Genomic DNA, 19,834 nt, shown 5'->3' with positions numbered 1-19,834 from the left:
GGGTCAAGGGGGACTGCCGAGTCCCCCTTGACAATCCCTGCGGCCCCGCAGGGAAATCGGTGCTTCGCACTACGCTCACCTGCGAACTCCAGCCTGCGGCACGGCGAAACTCGACTTCCTGTCTCGGTTCGCCTCAGCCCGCCATCCCTGGCGGTCTGACCTTGTCTTCCTTTCTCCGGCTCGCCGATTTCCATCGGGGACTCATCGGTTTCAGTAACTCTGGTTGTGGCTGTTCATTCAAAGACCGCACTGATGTAGACGGCGATACTAAAAGCAGAACTCCTCTTAACCGACAAGCATTACGGCGTTTGCCGGGTTTTGAGGGATTAGCCGATAGTCATCAGGCTGGCGTTACCGCCTGCGGCGGCGGTGTTCACGCTGAGCGAACGTTCATGATACAGGCGCTCAAGCAGTAGGTTGGTTTCCCCACGCGCAAAGCCTTGCACTGAAACAATCGCCCCGTCGCGCGCCGCCACTTGCTCGCACAGTTCGCGCAGTTGGTCGGAATCACCATGGTAGATAACCGCATCAAAGAACGCGTTCATCAGTACATCCTGTCGGGCAAAATGCACGCGTTCACTTACCGCTTTCGGCAATGACTTCGCCAGCTCACGCTGTAGCGGGGCGTCCGGCCACAGCACTTCGCTGCCCACCGCCATCACGGCGGCTAATTGCGTCAGCAGGTCGGTTTCATTGTCGGCAACGCACAGCACACGCTCGCGCGGCACGAGCGTCCAGGTGTTACGCTCACCGGTTGGCCCTGGCAGTACGCGCTGGGTTCCTGCCTGCGCCAGCTCGCCATATTGCTTGCTCAGCGCCAGCAACTCTGGGCGATCCGCCAGCCAGCTTTGCAGCTCGGTTAGCGGTTTTTCGAGCAGCGTTTTTAGCTGGGTATCGACCACCTGGCCGGCATCCTGACGCGCTAAGGTGGTTGCCAGCGCCGTTTCCGGGCGGCTTGCCAGCAGGCGGTAAAGATACATCGGGCCACCGGCTTTCGGGCCAGTCCCCGACAGCCCTTCGCCGCCGAACGGCTGTACGCCAACCACCGCGCCCACCATATTACGGTTCACGTACAGGTTGCCCACTTTGGCGCTACCGGTCACCTGAGCGATGGTTTCGTCAATACGGGTATGCACGCCGAGGGTTAAGCCGTAGCCGGAGGCATTAATCTGGCTGATGAGTGCGTCAAGCTGACTACGGCTGTAGCGCACCACGTGCAGAACGGGGCCGAAGACCTCTTTTTTCAGTTCATCGAAACTTTCCAGCTCGATAAGCGTTGGCGGGATAAAGGTTCCGCTCTGCCATTCGCGGCTGTCTTCGGCGTTTTCACGCGCGGCCTGGAATACGTTGCGGCCTTTGGCGCGCATCGCCTGAATGTGGCTTTCAATGCCCGCTTTGGCTTCGGCATCGATAACCGGACCAATATCGGTAGTCAGGCGGCCAGGGTTACCCATCCGGCATTCAGCCATCGCACCGCGCAGCATGGTGAGGGTGTGGTCGGCAATATCGTCCTGTAAACACAACACGCGCAGCGCGGAACAGCGTTGCCCGGCGCTGTCGAAGGCCGAGGCGACAACGTCCACCACCACTTGCTCAGTTAGTGCAGAGGAGTCAACAATCATCGCGTTCATGCCGCCGGTTTCGGCAATCAGCGGCGTTGGGCGGCCTTGTGAGTCCAGACGGGTCGCAATGTTGCGTTGCAGCAGGGTGGCAACATCGGTGGAGCCAGTGAACATCACACCACGAACGCGCGCGTCGGCAGTCAACTGTGCGCCCACGGTTTCACCACGGCCTGGCAGCAGTTGCACCACGCCCGCCGGTACGCCAGCTTCCAGCAGCAGCGCAACGCCTTGAGCGGCGATAAGTGGCGTTTGCTCGGCAGGTTTGGCGAGCACGCTGTTACCGGCGGCCAGTGCGGCAGCAATCTGCCCCATAAAGATAGCCAGCGGGAAGTTCCACGGGCTGATACACACCACAGGGCCTAATGGGCGGTGAGTCTCGTTATCGAAATCGTCACGCACCTGTCCGGCGTAGTAATGCAGGAAATCGACCGCTTCGCGCACTTCGGCAATCGCGTTGCTGAAGGTTTTTCCAGCTTCTCGCACCAGAATGCCCATCAACGGCTGCATCTGGTCTTCCATTAATACGGCTGCGCGTTCGAGAATCGCCGCACGTTCTTGCGGCGGGGTTGCAAACCAGATAGGCGCGTTATTTACCGCGCTGTCCAGCGCTTGCTCCACTTCGTTTGCGGTGGCCTCACGAACGTAGCCCACGATATCTTTGGGTTCTGCCGGGTTAATGACAGGTGTCATATTGCCGTCGGCGACAGGGTTTTCGAGCATCGGCTTAGCAGACCATTTCTGCAACGCGCTGTTGAGCAGCGACGAGGAGAGCGAAGCCAGGCGATGTTCATTCGCCAGATCCAGCCCCGCAGAGTTAATGCGCCCTTTGCCATACAGCTCACGCGGCAGCGGAATTTTTGGGTGCGGCAGGCCGGAAGCACCTTCTTGCAGCGCCATTTTCTCAACAGCCATCACTGGGTCGGCAACCAGTTCGTCCAGCGGCAGGCTATTGTCTGCGATACGGTTAACGAACGAGGTGTTGGCGCCGTTTTCCAGCAGGCGGCGTACCAGATAGGCAAGCAGCGTTTCATGCGTACCTACTGGCGCATAAATGCGGCACGGACGGTTCAGCTTGCCGTCAGCCACTTTACCGACCACTTGTTCATACAGCGGCTCGCCCATGCCGTGCAGGCACTGGAATTCATATTGACCAGGGTAATAGTTCTGCCCAGCAAGCTGATAAATGGCCGCCAGCGTATGGGCGTTGTGGGTCGCAAACTGCGGGTAAATCAGGCTCGGAACGCCAAGCAGCTTTTTAGCGCAGGCCAGATAAGAAACGTCGGTGTAAACCTTGCGGGTATAAACCGGATAGCCTTCAAGGCCGTCCATTTGCGCGCGTTTGATTTCGCTATCCCAATACGCGCCTTTCACCAGACGAATCATCAGGCGACGACGGCTGCGGGTGGCAAGATCAATCAGGTAATCAATAACGAACGGGCAGCGCTTTTGGTAGGCCTGAATCACAAAGCCAATCCCGTTCCAGCCTGCCAGTTCTGGCTCAAAGCACAGTTTTTCCAGCAGATCGAGGGAGATCTCCAGGCGATCGGCCTCTTCAGCATCGATATTAATGCCGATGTCGTATTGGCGTGCCAGCAAGGTGAGAGATTTCAAACGCGGGTACAGTTCGTCCATCACGCGGTCATACTGCGCCCGACTGTAGCGCGGGTGCAGGGCGGAGAGCTTGATGGAAATCCCCGGCCCTTCATAAATGCCGCGACCGTTGGAAGCCTTACCAATGGCGTGAATGGCCTGTTGGTAAGAAACCATATAGGCCTGGGCGTCGGCGGCGGTCAGCGCCGCTTCGCCGAGCATATCGTAAGAGTAGCGGAAGCCTTTTTCTTCGAGCTTACGGGCATTCGCCAGCGCTTCTGAGATCGTTTCACCGGTCACGAACTGCTCGCCCATCAGGCGCATCGCCATATCGACACCTTTGCGCACCAGCGGTTCGCCGCTCTTACCGATAATGCGGTTCAGCGAGCGTGACAGACTGGTTTCATTGTGGGTCGAAACCAGTTTGCCGGTAAACAGCAGCCCCCAGGTAGCGGCGTTGACGAACAGCGACGGGCTGCGGCCAATGTGCGACTGCCAGTTACCGTTGCTGATTTTGTCGCGGATTAACGCATCGCGCGTGGCTTTATCAGGAATACGCAGCAGCGCCTCGGCAAGGCACATCAGCGCCACGCCTTCCTGCGAAGAGAGAGAGAACTCTTGCAGCAGGCTTTGCACCATGCCCGCGCGGCCGCTGGCGGTTTTCTGGTTGCGTAGCTTTTCTGCCAGCTTCCAGGCCAACTGATGCGCTTGCTCGGCAATCGGCTGCGGCAGGCGAGCCTGCTCCAGCAGCATCGGCACGGCGTCAGTTTCGCTACGACGCCAGGCGGCGGTGATTGCCGCACGGCTGACCGATTGCGGCAGGATCTGTTCGGCAAATTCGAGGAACGGCTGATGGCTTTCTTCTACAACCTGTGCAACTTCGTCGCTTTCGTTAGCCGCGCCAGCAAGCATGGCAGGGAGTTCCGGCAGAACTTCATCGTTCTCCAGCTTTTCCAGATAGTTAAAAATTGCCTGCTTTATGAGCCAGTGAGGGGTTCGGTCGATTCGTGTCGCCGCACTTTTAATGCGCTCACGGGTTGCGTCATCCAGCTTAACCCCCATAGTGGTGGTGCCCATGCCATCTACTCCTGTTGCTCGTTGTCATATTTTTTGCTTAACAGGAATATCCATCATGTTGCAACTTTGTGCAACCGTGTTAAATGTGACATGCGTTGCAGCCTGAAAAATGAGTCACTTGTTAATGCTAAAACCTTATGGTTAACGGAGCCGGTAAGCCGTAATGACGCCTTATTTTATGCGCTACTTAACAATTATTATGGGTGCAACCGTAAAAAGCGTGAGGGAGTGCAACCTATGGGAAAATGCTGGCGCGATGGGGGTGCATTCAATGTAAATGCAGTGTTAAATCATTTGTGAAAATTTTCTGCTTCCGTCAGGATACGGTCGCCCCAAATTATTGCCCCGTTCCGGCAATGATATAAACGGCAAATTTGGATATTGCCGACAAATAATTCTGGAGACTGTAATGACTATTAGCACACCGATGTTGGTGACCTTTGTTATCTATATTTTTGGCATGATCCTCATTGGCTTTTTTGCCTGGCGTAATACGAAAAACTTTGACGATTATATTTTGGGTGGGCGCAGCCTCGGGCCATTTGTTACCGCGCTGTCTGCCGGGGCGTCTGATATGAGCGGCTGGCTGCTGATGGGCCTGCCGGGGGCGATTTTTATCGCCGGTATTTCCGAAAGCTGGATTGCCATCGGCCTGACCGTTGGCGCGTGGATTAACTGGAAACTGGTGGCGGGGCGTTTACGTGTGCACACCGAAGCCAATAATAACGCCTTAACGCTGCCGGATTATTTCACCGGCCGTTTTGAAGATACCAGCCGTGTGCTGCGAATTATTTCGGCGCTGGTTATTCTGTTGTTCTTCACGATTTATTGTGCCTCCGGGATTGTTGCCGGTGCGCGCCTGTTCGAAAGCACGTTCGGTATGAGCTATGAAACCGCGCTGTGGGCCGGTGCGGCGGCGACCATTCTGTATACCTTTATTGGTGGCTTCCTGGCGGTGAGCTGGACGGATACCGTGCAGGCCAGCCTGATGATTTTTGCGCTGATCCTGACGCCGGTGATGGTGATTTTCGCCGTCGGCGGTATGGGCGACTCGCTGGAAGTTATCAAGCAAAAAAGCATTGAAAACATCGACATGCTTAAGGGGCTGAATTTTGTCGCCATTGTCTCGCTGATGGGCTGGGGGCTGGGTTACTTTGGCCAGCCGCATATTTTGGCGCGCTTTATGGCTGCCGACTCGCACCACAGCATTGTCCACGCACGCCGTATCAGCATGACCTGGATGATCCTGTGTCTGGCGGGGGCGGTGGCCGTTGGCTTCTTCGGTATTGCCTACTTCCAGAATAACCCTGCGGTGGCGGGGCCGGTAAGCCAGAACGCTGAGCGTGTGTTTATTGAACTGGCGCAAATCCTGTTTAACCCGTGGATTGCCGGTATCCTGCTGTCGGCGATTCTGGCGGCGGTGATGTCAACCCTGAGCTGCCAGTTGCTGGTGTGCTCCAGTGCGATAACCGAAGACTTGTACAAAGCGTTTCTGCGTAAAAATGCCAGCCAAAAAGAGCTGGTATGGGTAGGGCGCTTTATGGTGCTGGTGGTAGCGCTAGTGGCGATTGCGCTGGCGGCAAACCCAGAAAACCGGGTGCTGGGGCTGGTGAGCTATGCCTGGGCTGGCTTTGGTGCGGCGTTTGGCCCAGTGGTGCTGTTCTCGGTTATGTGGTCACGCATGACTCGCAACGGCGCGCTGGCGGGGATGGTTATCGGAGCCGTGACGGTTATTGTCTGGAAACAGTTCGCTTGGCTGGGGCTGTATGAAATTATCCCGGGCTTTATCTTTGGCAGCGTGGGGATTGTGCTGTTCAGCCTGTTCGACAAAGCGCCGTCGGCGACGATGCAAGAGCGTTTCGCCAAAGCGGATGCGCATTATCACTCTGCGCCGCCGTCCCGCTTGCAGGAAGAGTAAGACATTACCGACTCATATCTGGCCCGCCTCGTGCGGGCTTTTTACTGTTTGCGGGCTTAGCGTGCTACTGATAATCAGAGCCTATCCCATCAGGCAATTCTATTTGCCATTTTGCCCCAGGACCGCGCTCAACACTCTTAGGTACTCCGTGTAGACGGCGGTTTTCCCACGCTGCCCGTGCCCAAACTTAACATAACCATATTTTTGCTATCCGTTTACATCTCGTCATTATTTCCCATACATTTTGCTTGTGTTTCTTATTTGCTTAATGATAATCACTATCACTCACATTTACCTGTCTTTGCAAAAGTTGACGGCGTTTCACATTTAAGGGTGTCTGCATGTTTGTTCCTTTTCTCATCATGTTACGTGAAGGGCTGGAAGCTGCGCTGATTGTCAGTCTGATTGCCAGTTATCTCAAACGTACCCAGCGTGGACGCTGGATTGGCGTCATGTGGATTGGCGTGATTTTAGCCGCCGCGCTGTGCTTGGGGCTGGGCATCTTTATTAATGAAACCACTGGCGAGTTCCCGCAAAAAGAGCAGGAGCTGTTTGAAGGGCTGGTGGCTGTGGTGGCGGTCGTCATCCTGACGTGGATGGTATTTTGGATGCGCAAAGTGTCGCGCAACGTCAAACAGCAGTTGGAACAGGCGGTGGATAACGCGCTGCAAAAGGGCAACAACCACGGCTGGGCGCTGATTATGATGGTCTTTTTCGCCGTGGCGCGTGAAGGGCTGGAGTCGGTATTCTTCCTGCTGGCGGCCTTCCAACAAGATCTCGGTATTTGGCCTCCGTTGGGAGCCATATTAGGGCTGGCGACGGCAATTGTGCTGGGCTTTCTGCTTTACTGGGGCGGCATTCGCCTTAACCTCGGGGTCTTTTTCCGCTGGACGAGCCTGTTTATTCTGCTGGTGGCGGCAGGGCTGGCGGCAGGGGCGATTCGCGCCTTCCACGAGGCCGGGCTGTGGAATGCCTTCCAGGATGTGGCGTTCGATCTCAGTGGAACCCTGACCACCCACTCGCTTTTCGGCACGCTGCTGGAAGGCATCTTTGGCTACCAGGAAGCGCCAAGCGTCAGTGAAGTGGCGGTCTATTTCCTGTATCTGATTCCCGCACTGGCGCTGTTCTTCTGGCCGCCGCGTGCAAGCACGTCAACATCACGTATCGCCCCTTAAGGCAGATAACGGTTAGTTAGTTACAACATACTTATTGAAAGGGATGGACTATGACCAAGAACTTCCGCCGCAACGCGTTGCAGACGGGGATTGCCGCGCTCTTCTCTACCGCGTTTATGGCACAGGCTGCGGATATTCCGCAGGTTAAAGTGACGGTAAATGACAAACAGTGCGAACCGATGTCCATCACCGTGAACGCCGGTAAAACACAGTTTATCATCCAGAACCACAGCCAAAAGGCGCTGGAGTGGGAAATCCTGAAAGGGGTGATGGTGGTTGAAGAACGCGAAAACATCGCGCCGGGCTTCACGCAGAAAATGACCGCCAACCTCCAGCCGGGCGAATACGATATGACCTGCGGCCTGCTGACTAACCCGAAAGGCAAGCTGATTGTTAAAGGTGAAGCGACCGCCGATGCCGCTAAAGCGAATGCGCTGTTGGATCTCGGTGGTGCAATTACCGCCTATAAAGCGTATGTCACTGCTGAAACCGCCTCTCTGGTAAAAGGCACGAAAGCCTTTACTGATGCCGTGAAAGCCGGGGATCTTGAAAAAGCGAAATCCCTGTATGCGCCAACGCGCCAGCACTACGAGCGCATTGAACCGATTGCCGAGCTGTTCTCTGACCTCGACGGCAGCATTGATGCCCGTGAAGACGACTATGAGCAGAAAGCCGCTGACCCGAAATTCACCGGTTTCCACCGCCTGGAAAAAGCGCTGTTTGGCGATAACAGCACCAAAGGCATGGAACACTATGCCGAGCAACTGAACAGCGATGTGCTGGAGCTACAAAAACGCATTAACGAGCTGGCTTTCCCACCGTCAAAAGTTGTTGGTGGCGCAGCGGGCCTGATTGAAGAAGTCGCGGCGAGCAAAATCAGCGGTGAAGAAGACCGTTACAGCCACACTGACCTGTGGGACTTCCAGGCGAACATCGACGGTGCGCAAAAAATTGTCAACCTGCTGCGCCCTCAACTGCAAAAAGAGAACAGCGCGCTGCTGGCGAAAGTGGATGGCAACTTCAAGAAAGTGGATGCCATTCTGGCGAAATACCGTACCAAAGACGGTTTCGAGACTTACGACAAACTGACCAATGCTGACCGTAATGCGCTGAAAGGGCCGATCACCACCTTAGCGGAAGATCTGGCGCAACTGCGTGGGATCCTGGGACTGGACTAAGTACGATGGCAAAGCAACAATCTGACGATCCGAACGAACCGTCACGTCGTCGTTTATTAAAAGGGATCGGCGCGCTGGCGATTTCCGGCGGTTGTCCGGTGGCGCACGCGGCAAAGCCCAGCGACGCTCCGGCGGCTAACGGGCGCATGGAAACGCAGCTGTTTTATGGCGCACATCAAGCGGGTGTACTGACGCCGCAGCAGGCAGCCATGATGCTGGTGGCGTTTGACGTGCTGGCTGACGATAAAAGCGAGCTTGAGCGTTTGTTCCGTCTGCTGACCCAGCGGATTGCGTTTCTGACCAAAGGCGGCCCGGCCCCGGATACGCCAAACCCACGTTTACCGCCAATGGACTCAGGGATTTTGGGGGCGTTTATCGCGCCGGATAATCTGACCATGACGGTTTCTGTTGGGCATTCGTTATTCGATAACCGTTTTGGGCTGGCGGATAAAGCGCCGAAAAAACTCCAGAAGATGACGCGTTTCCTGAACGATGCGCTGGATGCCAGTCTGTGTCATGGCGACCTGCTGTTGCAGATTTGCGCCAATACGCAGGACACGGTTATCCACGCCTTGCGCGATATTATCAAGCATACGCCGGACTTGCTCAGCGTGCGCTGGAAGCGGGAAGGGTTTATCTCTGACCATGCCGCGCGCAGTATAGGCAAAGAGACGCCGGTTAATTTGCTGGGCTTTAAAGACGGTACGGCCAACCCAGACAGTAGCAATAAACTGCTGATGGATGACGTGGTGTGGGTGACTGGCGAGCAGGGCGAACCGGCCTGGGCCAAAGGGGGATCGTATCAGGCGGTGCGTATTATCCAGTTCCACGTCGAGTTTTGGGATCGTACACCGCTTAAAGAGCAGCAGACCATTTTTGGCCGCGATAAACACAGCGGTGCGCCGCTGGGGATGAAAAACGAGCACGATGTGCCGGATTACAGTCGTGACCCGAACGGCGAGGTGATTGCGTTGGACAGCCATATTCGTCTGGCGAACCCGCGCACCCAGGAAACTCAGTCGAGTTTGATGATGCGCCGGGGCTACAGTTATTCGCTGGGTGTCACCAATTCCGGGCAACTGGACATGGGGCTGCTGTTTGTCTGCTATCAGCATGACCTTGAAAAAGGTTTCCTGACCGTACAGAAACGGCTTAATGGCGAAGCGCTGGAAGAGTACGTCAAACCGATCGGCGGCGGCTATTTCTTCGTGCTGCCTGGCGTGGCGTCTGAAGCATCTTATTTGGGCGCGACACTGCTGGGCGCTTGAGTGTCAGGCGCTGTGCGGTGTTTTGCCGGATGGCGGCTTCGCCTTATCCGGCCTACAAACCTGTGTAGGCCTGATAAGCGCAGCGCCATCAGGCGTTGTACCGCCGGTTGCCGGCTTTGTCTTATCCGGCCTACAAACCTGCGTAGGCCTGATAAGCGCAGCGCCATCAGGCGTTGTACCGCCGGTTGCCGGATGGCGGCTTTGCCTTATCCGGCCTACAAACTCGCGCCATCAGGCAGCGTGTGGCAGGGCGTCCAGTCTAAAAATATCACCGTAAATCCGCTTTTTTTTCGTTTTGCCTCATTCTGAAATAAAACTGTCATTGTCATGTCAGATGCTATCTCAGAAGACTATCGTTATATTTATGTAAATGTCATGTTGCATGTTTTGTGTTTTTTGATGTAAATAATAAATAGAGCGGTGGTTCCCGACAGTGATGTCGTTTCACTATGGAGATCGCGAATGGTAGCGTCCTTGACTGGACTGAACACAATGACAACCCGCACCATCCAGCGCGGAGGCCCGCTCTCTGGCAGTGATTTCGTCACCCCAATTTTTCTCCCTTGCAGAATCCAACTCGTAATGACCGACGTGATGCGCGGTGCGCGTAGCCGTGCCGTTACGTCATTTCGACAGGCAGTTGCTATGGCTTACAAGGAAGCCAAACCTCAGACGTTCGTGCGCATAATCGCGCTGTTATTAGCGCGTGTGATGTAAACCAACAACTCAAGGTGCTATCCATGGGAAGACAGAAAGCAGTGATCAAAGCTCGTCGCGAAGCAAAACGTGTGCTGAGACGGGATTCACGCAGTCATAAACAACGTGAAGAAGAATCGGTCACCTCGCTTGTGCAGATGAGTGGCGTGGAAGCGATTGGTATGGCGCGCGACAGCCGCGACGCCTCGCCTATCGCGGCCCGCAATGACGCTCAGGCCCACTACCTGAATGCTATCGAGAGTAAGCAGCTAATTTTCGCCACCGGCGAAGCGGGCTGCGGCAAAACCTGGATCAGTGCAGCGAAAGCTGCGGAGGCGCTGATACATAAGGATGTGGATAAAATCATCGTCACTCGCCCCGTGCTTCAGGCGGATGAAGATTTGGGGTTCCTGCCCGGCGACATCTCGGAGAAATTCGCCCCCTATTTTCGCCCCGTCTATGACGTGCTGGTGAAACGGTTAGGGGCCTCCTTTATGCAATATTGCCTGCGCCCGGAAATTGGTAAGGTAGAGATCGCGCCGTTCGCCTATATGCGCGGACGTACATTTGAAAATGCAGTGGTCATTCTTGATGAGGCTCAGAATGTGACTGCGGCGCAAATGAAGATGTTTTTGACCCGCCTCGGGGAGAACGTCACGGTCATCGTGAATGGGGATATCACCCAGTGTGATTTACCGCGCGGCGTTCAGTCTGGCCTCAGCGATGCGCTGGCTCGCTTTGAGGAGGATGAGATGATTGGTATTGTGCGTTTCACCAAAGAGGATTGCGTACGCTCGGCGCTCTGCCAGCGAACGCTGAAAGCCTACTATTAAGCGTTATAACGTCTGCAAAGCCCGGGAAACCGGGCTTTGTTATTTCTGACTGTTGCAGATACAACCGTTGCCGCTTCCCGTGATATCCACTCCACGTCATATTTGCCTTTCCTTCAATTCATACGTGATGGGGCGATTTTAATCCTCATATTATTACTCATCTTATTCTCCATTCCCCACGGATTTTAGTAGTTGAAAATGGGATGCAATATTTTTGCAAAAATAGCGTAGCGTTAAATATTCAACCTTGTTAAGGACATAACGGATTCAGGTTGTTCACTGTGCTAGAGCCAGCGAGCTTAATATGACGCTGTCAGCGATTTTTGGGGCTTAGGGTTAATAAGCCTCCGGTTTCCAGTTGACCGCACTAATTGCTAAATGGTAATATTTTGCAATTGTCAATGTGAGTTTTATCTTAATCTTGTTTATGAAGGATAGTCGAGTAAGATGTCTCGCATTCGGTATGTCCTGACAACGTTTAGACTTAGAATATAGAATAAATATCAAGGTGTATATTTCCCATTGTTGGATATTGTATTCGATATCCATTTTGTCATTGGTTAGAAATTTCTATTCATCATGTTGAGTGTTAAATACTTTCCAATTGGATGTATACGCTATGCTCAAATTTAACGGCAAGGCGCTTTCGTTGATAGTATCGATGATTGCTCAGTATAACTAACAAGGCAGTAATTAGTCCGATGATAAGCACAGTGTTAAAGAAAATATGTGATGTTCGAGTAATAATATTGTTACTTTTGATTAGCGTTGCATCGTCATGTTCGTTGGGGATGTTAGACGAAAAAAACTTCGTCATTAATACCGCTCTTCTGTTTGTTATATTATTTGTTGGGCGTTTATCTATACCTACAACAATAGTGTGCTGTCTGTTTACTGTCTTTGCGGCAATATATGCGCCAACGGGGTTGGTGTACGGGAAACCCGACCAGTCCATTATCGTCTCCATTCTTGAAACAAATAAAAGAGAATCTTTTGAATATCTGTGCTCATTAAGCGTATGGCATTTACTGCTGTCAGTCGTGTTGTTGGTTTTAACCTACTGTTTCTTTATTACCAGATATAAAGCAGCTTCGGTGAAAGTATCAGCCATTGTTTTAATTATTTTTGTTGCGCTGAATTTAAATTCATGGCCGAAGCGCGTTCTTGTTAAATCGGTAAACGCAGTGTCAGATTTAAAAAAAGAACTGGCACATTATAAAGAATTAACGGCAAATAAAGATGAACAATGGGAAATTCTGGATAATCACGCTAAAAAAGATGTGGTAATAGTTATAATTGGTGAAAGTTTAAGAAAGGACTATATGTCTACATTTGGCTATGGGCTAAAAACAACACCCTGGTTAGATGAACAAAACGGCTACTTTTTCAACCATTATATATCGACGGCAGCTTCGACAGCGAAATCATTGCCTAGTACTTTGTCCCTGGCATCGCAGACCGATGGCAAACCCAAAATTCAGAATAATGTCGTTAGTTTAGCAAATAAAGCTGGCTACAATACCTATTGGCTGTCGAACCAGGGGTTCGTGAGCAAGTTTGATACGATAGTTTCTGCTATCTCCTCTTATGCGAAAAGTACCTTTTTTACCAAGAAAGGTGACTATTCTGCTGAGAACCAGGATGATGATGTATTGTTACCAAAATTAAAACAGGTGTTAGCCCAGGATGAGGCTAAAAAAGTTATTTTTGTCCATGTAATGGGATCTCACCCCAACCCATGCGATAGATTGTTTAAGTATGAAAATATCTTTAAAGAGAAATTTTCAGATAAGAAAACGGCATGTTATGTCTCGACGGTAAGCAAGACCGATGACTTTATCAAAAATGTAGTCAACCTTGTGCCGAAAGGAAAAAATTACTCTGTGATTTACTTTTCCGATCACGGGTTATCGGTTGATGGGGATAGCTCTCCGCATCATTGCAAAGATTTTAAAGAGTGTTACTCCGTACCGTTGATCGTCATTGACTCTGACGTTAAAAAAAGAATCGTTAAAGAAGAGCAGATAAGTGCATATAACTTTTTATCCATATTCAGTGAGGTCATTGGCGTAAAAGCGAAAGGCATTAATACGTTTGACTTTAATGCGCCACAAAGCACAGAAGCCCGAGTATTTAATGGCTCTAATCTTGTTAAGTATAATGACTTGGGAACCCAGGAAGTTATCTATAAATGATGGTCTTACTGTAAGCGTAGTGTGCACATATCAACGGGCGAGTGGGGGATTGATTTATTTCCCTTGCCCGTTTCATGCTGGAGCTTGAAAGCATGAGTTGTAGGTCACTGTGCTGTTCGTCATCGTCGTTATAATGTGCGTCAATGGATTCTCTCTCAGGAAAGAGTGACGATGGCATTGACGATTCGTGTGTTATTAGAAAACCGACGCGCTGATAACGTAGATAGTTCGCTGCGGGCAAAGGCTGGGCTTAGCCTGTTGCTACAGGATGAAACCACCACAATTTTATTCGATACCGGCCCCGATGACAGCTTCCTGCATAACGCGGCGGTCATGGGTGTCGATGTATCGAGATTAACGGCGACAGTGCTCTCTCATGGCCATTACGACCATTGTGGTGGTGTGCCGTGGTTGCCTGACGACAGCCGAATTATATGCCATCCGCAGATAGCCGATGAGCGATACTCGGCGATAAGATTCCCGAATTATACCCGCAAAATCAAAAAACTATCGTTAGATATCGATTACTCCCGCCACCGAATGGAGTATACGCGCACGCCATTGCAACTGAGCGAGCGTTTTATCTGGTCAGGAGAGATAGCGGTAGCGAAACCGCAACCGTACGGTGTTATCAGCGGCAAAGCAGCAGCGTTGGATTATGTTATTGATGAAGGCGTGCTGATTTATAAGTCCGATCGTGGGCTGGTGATTATTACTGGCTGTGGGCATCGCGGCATCATTAATATTGTGCGCCACTGCCAAAAAATCACCGGAATACATCACATTCATGCCCTATTGGGCGGCTTCCATTTGCGCTGCGCGCCACCGCATGTGCTCTGGCAGATAAGGCAATTTCTGAACCAGCAACGACCCGATAAAATCATGGCGTGCCATTGCACCGGTTCATGGGGGCGTTTATGGCTGCCGGAGGTTATTGTGCCAGCAACTGGGGATACTTTTGTGTTGGGGTGAAAAGTTGGCAGCAAAAACAACATGCGAAAAAAAAGCCCGTACTTTCGTACGAGCTCTTTCTTAAATATGGCGGTGAGGGGGGGATTGACTCGCTGCGCTCGCCCCTTCGGGGCAGCCTGCTTACTGCGTTCGCAGTCTGTCCAACTGGCTATAGCCAGTTGTCGACCCCCGGTCGGGGATTCTCATCCCCCCAGGGTGTGCGACATGCGAAAAAAAAGCCCGTACTTTCGTACGAGCTCTTTCTTAAATATGGCGGTGAGGGGGGGATTCGAACCCCCGATACGTTGCCGTATACACACTTTCCAGGCGTGCTCCTTCAGCCACTCGGACACCTCACCATATTGTTCGCTGCTCACCTTGGGTGGGCAACGGGGCGCTACTATAGGGAGTTGGGCTAAAACGGTCAAGCAGAATTTATTTTTTCTTTTCCGTTTGGTTAAGCATTGAGCACTGCCCTGCGAGAAAGCGCCAGGGCAGCTATTTAACGCGTTAAATCAAGCTATTCGTGGTGCTTTACCGTGCCTTGCGCTCAGATTTGACCAAAGCGGCCACTGTTAAAATCACTCACGGCTTCGATGATTTGCGTTTTGGTATTCATGACAAACGGACCATAACCCACGATAGGCTCCTGTAACGGCTCTCCGGCCATTAACAACACTTTAGTGTCGGCGTTGGCACTTAGGTGCAGCGTCTCGCCTTTCTGGCTGAATACCACCAGTTGGCCTTCGCGAACGCTTTCCGTTTCATTTACTTGCACATCGCCTTCCAGTACCACTAGTGCCGTACTCCAGCCGTCTGGCTGGTGAAGTGTGACGTCATGCCCCTGATTAAGCTGCAAATCCCATACGTTAAGCGGCGAAAAGGTATGGGCAGGGCCATTCACATCGTCATAGTGGCCGGCAATCACGCGCAGGTGGCCTGCGTTGTCTGGCAGCGTGATAGTAGGGATGGCCTCTGCGGTGATGCTCTGATACCCCGGAGGGGTCATCTTGTCTTTCGCCGGTAAGTTGACCCAGAGCTGAATCATCTTCAGCTCACCGCCCTGACGGACGAATGCTTCCGAGTGGAACTCTTCATGCAGAATCCCCGCGCCAGCGGTCATCCATTGCACATCGCCTGGGCCGATAACGCCCCCCTTGCCGGTAGAGTCCCGGTGTTCGACTTCGCCGGCATAAACCACGGTCACGGTTTCAAATCCGCGATGTGGATGCTCACCAACGCCGCGCTTCTCTGTGCCTGGTGCAAAGTGGTGCGGCCCCGCGTAGTCAAGCAGCAGGAAAGGGCTTAGCTGCTCGCCGTGAGTTTGATAAGAGAACATCGAGCGAACCGGAAAACCATCGCCAACCCAATGTTTTGCGGGTGCGGTATAAATACCAGTTATCTGTTTCATGGTGATCTCCTGCTTATCTGTTGCTGATGTGCTTAAGCATATGTCCTACACCAATGCCCTGGTAGAGAGTGAAAATGGCCTATACTGTTCCATAAATGGAACAGTTGGAGCGGGATATGCAAGATCTCAACGAGTTAGCCTGGTTTGTGCAGGTGGTTGATCACGGTGGTTTTGCCGCAGCAGGGAGAGCATTTAATCAACCAAAATCAACGTTAAGTCGCCGAATTGCACAGCTAGAGGAGAGGTTGGGCGTGCGCTTGATTCAGCGCACCACTCGGCAATTTGTGGTGACGGAAGTGGGGCAGACTTTTTATCAGCACTGTAAAGCGATGCTGATTGAGGCTGAGGCTGCACAGCAAGCGGTAGAGACTATGCGCTCAGAGCCATGCGGCAGCGTGAAACTCACGTGCCCTGTGACGGTTCTACATGCGCATATTGGGCCTATGCTGGCGAGATTTTTACTGCGTTATCCAAATGTTAACCTTCAGCTAGAGGCGACCAACCGGCGAGTGGATGTTGTTGCCGAAGGCGTTGATGTGGCGATTCGCGTACGTCCACGGCCTATAGAAGATAGCGACCTGGTGATGCGTGTGCTGGCCGATCGAGGGCATCGTCTGGTGGCAAGCCCGAAGCTCGTCGCGCGGCTGGGGGATCCTCAGATGCCTTCGGAACTCAGCGAATGGCCGGGGTTAAGTATGGGGGCGGGTAATCATCGTCATCAATGGCAACTCACTGGCCCCGAAGGTGCGCGTGCGGAGGTGTATTTCACGCCTCGGATGGTGACGGACGATATGCTGGCCCTACGTGAAGCGGCAATTGCAGGGGTTGGCGTCGTGCAGCTTCCTCTATTAATGGTGCGCGATCAGCTGGCTTGTGGGGAACTGGTGGTTGTGCTGGATAAGTGGCAACCGAGAAGGGAAGTGATTCACGCGGTTTTTGCTTCTCGCCGTGGAATGTTGCCATCGGTGAGAGCGCTGGTCGATTTTCTCAGCGATGAGTATCAGAAGATGGAAGAGGATTAAATCGGGGGTCAATACCGGTGTTGACTCCCCTTTGGGGCGTAGTTTGTGGGCAGTTCAGATCCTCCGGTGCAGAAAGCCTGTGGTTTTTAACCTAACAGACCTGAGGCTTTTGCCAAAAGAAACGCGGTGACAGACGTTGCATCAGAGATTTTTCCTTCAAGGATCAGCGTCAGGAAGTCATCTATTTTTATTTTATTAACAGTTAGCCCGTACTCTTCGGCATCGAGTTGTTGCCCATGCCAAACGAGATCTTTAGCAAGATAGATATGGTAACCTTGTGTTGAATATCCTTGCGCTAATTTCTGATAGCCCACATGAATTAACTTACCCGCCAGCAAACCCGTTTCTTCCCTTAGTTCTCCTGCCGCTATTTCTTCCGGTGTTGCTGTGGGGGATAACTCCCAACTTCCCTGAGGAAGCTCTATCGTCCGTTCTTTTAGCGGATAACGGTATTGCTCAACGACATAAATATCATCATCCTGAATAGGAACGATGATGACGAAGTCATTTTTCTCGACAACCGAGTAGATGCCTTTTTTACCATTAGCTCTGAGGATCTGATCTTCTTTTAATGTCATCCATTGGTTGCGATAAACCTCTTTTGAATCGAGAGTGAGTATTTCAGCATCCATTTATATTCTCCCGGGAAAGATATTTTTGGGTAACTATTATAATAGCACCGTGGATGATTTTTATATTATTTATTTTCTGTTGCTGACTTATATAAATCGCAAGCGTTTTAATGTGAATGGTTTTGTAACTGATTGATTATATTGTCAAAGGTGGCGGTGGTAAAGCTGACGGCCAGTTTACGGTATTCGATATTTTACTCTACCCGATGGGCAATGTTTTATTTCGCGAAAATTAAAGATAAAGTCGGAAGAATTGTTAATTAATATTATCCACTAAAATTGTTTGAGTCTGTAAGTTCCTCAAACTGGAACCGTTAAATTATCGATAGTTTCTTTGTTCACGAGTGATTAACACACTACGTTCTCAATGTGCGCTTTTAGCACTAAACCGTCAGAAGCGGGTGTTATGTTCCTTTGATTAACTTTTAACATCAAATGTGAGAGGCGGGGGATTGATTCGCTGCGCTTGCAGTCTGTCCAACTGGCTATAGCCAGCGGTCGAACCCCGGTCGGGGATTCTCATCCTCCCTTGGGCGTGCAACATGCGAAAAAAAAGCCCGTACTTTCGTACGAGCTCTTTCTTAAATATGGCGGTGAGGGGGGGATTGACTCGCTGCGCTCGCCCCTTCGGGGCAGCCTGCTTACTGCGTTCGCAGTCTGTCCAACTGGCTATAGCCAGTTGTCGAACCCCGGTCGGGGATTCTCACCCCCCAGGGTGTGCAACATGCGAAAAAAAAGCCCGTACTTTCGTACGAGCTCTTTCTCAAATATGGCGGTGAGGGGGGGATTGACTCGCTGCGCTCGCCCCTTCGGGGCAGCCTGCTTACTGCGTTCGCAGTCTGTCCAACTGGCTATAGCCAGTTGTCGACCCCCGGTCGGGGATTCTTATCCCCCCTGAGCGTGCAACATGCGAAAAAAAAGCCCGTACTTTCGTACGAGCTCTTTCTCGAATATGGCGGTGAGGGGGGGATTCGAACCCCCGATACGTTGCCGTATACACACTTTCCAGGCGTGCTCCTTCAGCCACTCGGACACCTCACCATATTGTCGTCCCAACGTTGCTGGGACGAGCGCTAATGTAGGGAAAAGCCTCTCTAGCGTCAATAAACTTTTTTAAAAAAACGTTCGTTTAGACAAACTTCAAACAACTTGCTTCTTAAACACGCAAAAATCGTCTTTTTTGCGATCACACCCGCATTTTCAGGGACAGCGGAATGAAATTTGTTATTCTGTTCAAACACTAAAAAAATCATAAATCGCGCCTGGCAGGTTGAATAAAGGCGCTCTTAACTGGAGTGACAATGGAGATAATCTTTTACCATCCTACGTTTGATACCCCCTACTGGATTACGGAACTGAGCAAAAAACTACCGGATGCGAATATTCGCCCGTGGCAGCGTGGGGATAACCAGCCAGCCGATTATGCTCTGGTGTGGCATCCACCGGTCGATATGCTTGCGGGCCGCAGGCTGAAAGCGGTATTTGCCCTGGGGGCAGGCGTTGACTCTATCCTCAGCAAACTAAAAGCGCACCCGGAGATGTTGCCGGAGTCTATCCCGCTGTTCCGCCTCGAAGATACCGGCATGGGCCTCCAGATGCAGGAGTATGCGGTGAGCCAGGTGCTGCATTGGTTCCGTCGATTTGATGATTATCAGGCGCAACAACGTGAATCCACGTGGCAACCGTTGCCGGACTACACGCGCGAAGAATTTTCCATCGGGATTATGGGGGCCGGAGTGCTGGGCGCGAAAGTGGCTGAAAGCCTGCTGGCGTGGGGATTTCCAGTGCGTTGTTGGAGCCGCGGCCGTAAAAACTGGCCGCAGGTGACCAGTTTTGCCGGAGAAAGCGAGCTGGGCACGTTTTTAGCGGGCACTCGCGTGCTGATAAATCTCTTGCCAAACACCGCCGAAACCGTTGGCATCATTAATCAACGGTTATTATCTCAACTGCCGGATAATAGCTACGTTCTCAATCTGGCACGCGGCGTTCACGTTGTGGAAGATGACCTTCTGGCGGCGCTGGATAACGGCAAACTTAAGGCGGCGATGTTGGATGTGTTTAGCCGTGAACCGCTGCCCGTGGAAAGCGCGCTATGGCGTCATCCTCGGGTCACTATCACGCCGCATGTTGCTGCCGTGACTCGCCCGCAAGAGGCTATTGCCTATATCGCGCAGACAATTATCCAACTGGAGCGCGGAGAAAAGCCAAGTGGGCAGGTTGATCGAGTGCGCGGCTATTAATGCGTCAGGCTAATAAATAAGGGGCT

General features: G+C 52.2%; 12 protein-coding genes and 2 tRNA genes. 9 read left to right on the top strand and 5 right to left on the bottom strand.

Going from position 1 to position 19,834, the window contains the following annotated elements; all coding sequences use genetic code 11:
- Nucleotides 1–326: 326 nt before the first annotated feature.
- Complete coding sequence (gene putA / locus AC6I4B_RS14475) at nt 327–4,289, bottom strand: trifunctional transcriptional regulator/proline dehydrogenase/L-glutamate gamma-semialdehyde dehydrogenase (RefSeq protein WP_497766059.1); 3,963 nt, start codon at nt 4,287–4,289, stop codon at nt 327–329.
- 409 nt (nt 4,290–4,698) lie between these two features.
- Here putA and putP point away from each other — a divergent pair, with 409 nt between their 5' ends.
- From putP to AC6I4B_RS14440, 7 genes are all read left to right on the top strand, one after another.
- On the top strand, nt 4,699–6,207 hold the full coding sequence (gene putP / locus AC6I4B_RS14470; protein ID WP_497766058.1) for a sodium/proline symporter PutP: 1,509 nt from the start codon (nt 4,699–4,701) through the stop codon (nt 6,205–6,207).
- A 341-nt stretch (nt 6,208–6,548) separates the two neighbouring features.
- Nucleotides 6,549–7,382, top strand: a complete 834-nt coding sequence (efeU, locus tag AC6I4B_RS14465; RefSeq protein ID WP_497766056.1) for an iron uptake transporter permease EfeU — start codon at nt 6,549–6,551, stop codon at nt 7,380–7,382.
- 50 nt (nt 7,383–7,432) lie between these two features.
- Entirely contained in the window at nt 7,433–8,560 is a 1,128-nt protein-coding gene (gene efeO, locus AC6I4B_RS14460; protein ID WP_497766055.1) for an iron uptake system protein EfeO, read from the top strand.
- A 5-nt stretch (nt 8,561–8,565) separates the two neighbouring features.
- Complete coding sequence (efeB, locus tag AC6I4B_RS14455) at nt 8,566–9,828, top strand: iron uptake transporter deferrochelatase/peroxidase subunit (protein WP_497766053.1); 1,263 nt, start codon at nt 8,566–8,568, stop codon at nt 9,826–9,828.
- 740 nt (nt 9,829–10,568) lie between these two features.
- Nucleotides 10,569–11,357, top strand: a complete 789-nt coding sequence (gene phoH / locus AC6I4B_RS14450) for a phosphate starvation-inducible protein PhoH (RefSeq protein WP_497766051.1) — start codon at nt 10,569–10,571, stop codon at nt 11,355–11,357.
- 791 nt (nt 11,358–12,148) lie between these two features.
- A complete protein-coding gene (locus AC6I4B_RS14445; RefSeq protein WP_497766049.1) occupies nt 12,149–13,552 on the top strand; it encodes a phosphoethanolamine transferase in 1,404 nt (467 codons plus the stop codon).
- A gap of 171 nt (nt 13,553–13,723) precedes the next feature.
- On the top strand, nt 13,724–14,524 hold the full coding sequence (locus AC6I4B_RS14440; protein WP_497766047.1) for an MBL fold metallo-hydrolase: 801 nt from the start codon (nt 13,724–13,726) through the stop codon (nt 14,522–14,524).
- 250 nt (nt 14,525–14,774) lie between these two features.
- On the opposite strand, the gene AC6I4B_RS14435 is transcribed toward AC6I4B_RS14440, so the two are convergent.
- Nucleotides 14,775–14,862, bottom strand: a tRNA-Ser gene (locus AC6I4B_RS14435).
- 191 nt (nt 14,863–15,053) lie between these two features.
- The gene (locus AC6I4B_RS14430) at nt 15,054–15,914 is read right to left on the bottom strand and encodes a pirin family protein (protein ID WP_497766045.1); all 861 of its coding nucleotides are present in this window, start codon (nt 15,912–15,914) and stop codon (nt 15,054–15,056) included.
- A 116-nt stretch (nt 15,915–16,030) separates the two neighbouring features.
- On the opposite strand from AC6I4B_RS14430, the gene AC6I4B_RS14425 reads away from it, so the two are divergent.
- Entirely contained in the window at nt 16,031–16,936 is a 906-nt protein-coding gene (locus tag AC6I4B_RS14425) for a LysR family transcriptional regulator (RefSeq protein ID WP_497772180.1), read from the top strand.
- 86 nt (nt 16,937–17,022) lie between these two features.
- Here AC6I4B_RS14425 and AC6I4B_RS14420 read toward each other — a convergent pair whose 3' ends face one another.
- Together AC6I4B_RS14420 and AC6I4B_RS14415 are read right to left on the bottom strand one after the other, a co-directional pair.
- Nucleotides 17,023–17,568, bottom strand: a complete 546-nt coding sequence (locus AC6I4B_RS14420) for an ADP-ribose pyrophosphatase (protein ID WP_497766044.1) — start codon at nt 17,566–17,568, stop codon at nt 17,023–17,025.
- Nucleotides 17,569–18,521: 953 nt separating this feature from the next.
- Nucleotides 18,522–18,609, bottom strand: a tRNA-Ser gene (locus AC6I4B_RS14415).
- Between the two features lie 260 nt (nt 18,610–18,869).
- On the opposite strand from AC6I4B_RS14415, the gene ghrA reads away from it, so the two are divergent.
- Nucleotides 18,870–19,808 carry a glyoxylate/hydroxypyruvate reductase GhrA gene (gene ghrA / locus AC6I4B_RS14410; protein ID WP_497766042.1) on the top strand — a complete coding sequence of 313 codons (939 nt, stop codon included), beginning with the start codon at nt 18,870–18,872 and terminating at the stop codon, nt 19,806–19,808.
- The last annotated feature ends 26 nt before the right edge of the window (nt 19,809–19,834 follow it).

The organism is Kluyvera fluvialis (assembly GCF_059725275.1).
The sequence above is the reverse complement of the archived record's forward strand: the minus strand, read 5'-3'. Positions and strand labels throughout refer to the sequence as shown.